Here is a 1,063-nt window from a genome sequence, read left to right on the forward strand (position 1 = left end):
GCCGGGCCCTTACGCCAGCACGCCGAAGAACGCGCCGATGATGCCCACGACCATGGTGGCCACGATCAGCACCATGGGGTTGATCTTCTTGGACAGCAGCCAGTAGTACAGCCAGAAGGCGAGCATGCCGAGCATGCCGGGCATGATGCCGTCCAGGATGTCCTGGAGGGTCTGGGCGTCCTCGCCCGAGCCGATGGCCACCGGGATGCTGGCCCAGAACATGTCCTTGCACATGGCGCCCACGACCATGACGCCCACGATGCCCACGCAGGTCATGATCTTCTGCATGAGGCCGGTCCTCTGGGCCTCGTCCAGGAAGCCCACGCCCAGCTCGTAGCCCTTGACGGCGCCCCAGATGCGCAGCGCGAAGCCGGGGACGTTGTAGATGAGCAGGAAGGCGATGGGGCCGAAGGGGTTGCCGGCCTGGCACAGGCTGATGCCCACCGCGGCGGCGACCACGCGCAGCGTCGACAGGAAGATGGAGTCGCCGATGCCGGACAGCGGGCCCATGAGGGCGGCCTTGACGTCGTTGACGCTCTCGGGCTCGATCTCGCCGCGGGCGACCTTCTCCTCCATGGCCATCGCGATGCCGCCGACGAACGGGGCGAACTGGACGGTGATGTTGAAGAACGCGCAGTGGCGATGCAGGGCCTCGGCGTAGTCGTCGGGGCGGCCGGCGTAGATCTTCTTGAGCATGTTGGCGACCATCAGGCAGAAGGCGATGTTCATCTGCTTGTAGTAGGTCCAGGAGAACTCCATGCCCAGGGCGCCGACGTTGACGGCGCTCTTGACGAGGTCGGAGCGCGTGATCTTGTTCTCGGGACTAGAAGTCATCGTCCTCATCCCCTTCCGCGGAAAGCTGGGGCTGGGCTCCGCCCAGGCCGAGCAGGTCGAACTTGTCGATGCCGATGATGATGGCGATCAGGGCGACGCCCAGGACGGGCACGTTGGCGTAGGAGCACAGCAGGAAGCCCAGGAAGTAGAAGGGCACGAGCTGCTTGGTGAGCACCAGGCGGCCGAGCATGGCGAAGCCCATGGCCGGCAGGATGTTGGCGGCAACGCC

At 65.7% G+C, this 1,063-nt stretch carries 2 protein-coding genes; both read right to left on the reverse strand.

What is annotated here, in order from left to right; all coding sequences use genetic code 11:
• Positions 1–9: 9 nt before the first annotated feature.
• Positions 10–843, reverse strand: a complete 834-nt coding sequence (locus DXD48_RS09965; RefSeq protein ID WP_117565064.1) for a PTS system mannose/fructose/sorbose family transporter subunit IID — start codon at positions 841–843, stop codon at positions 10–12.
• Positions 824–1,063 (reverse strand): PTS sugar transporter subunit IIC (locus DXD48_RS09970; RefSeq protein WP_147324175.1); only part of this gene is annotated, 240 nt, incomplete at its 5' end. The genes DXD48_RS09965 and DXD48_RS09970, both read right to left, overlap by 20 nt.

Source organism: Collinsella sp. TM05-37, assembly GCF_003436455.1.
Lineage (GTDB): Bacteria > Actinomycetota > Coriobacteriia > Coriobacteriales > Coriobacteriaceae > Collinsella.

Bases quoted from the DNA above. Each gene is read 5' to 3' on its own strand.
- DXD48_RS09965 (WP_117565064.1), bottom strand. From the start codon at position 843: ATGAGGACGATGACTTCTAGTCCCGAGAACAAGATCACGCGCTCCGAC.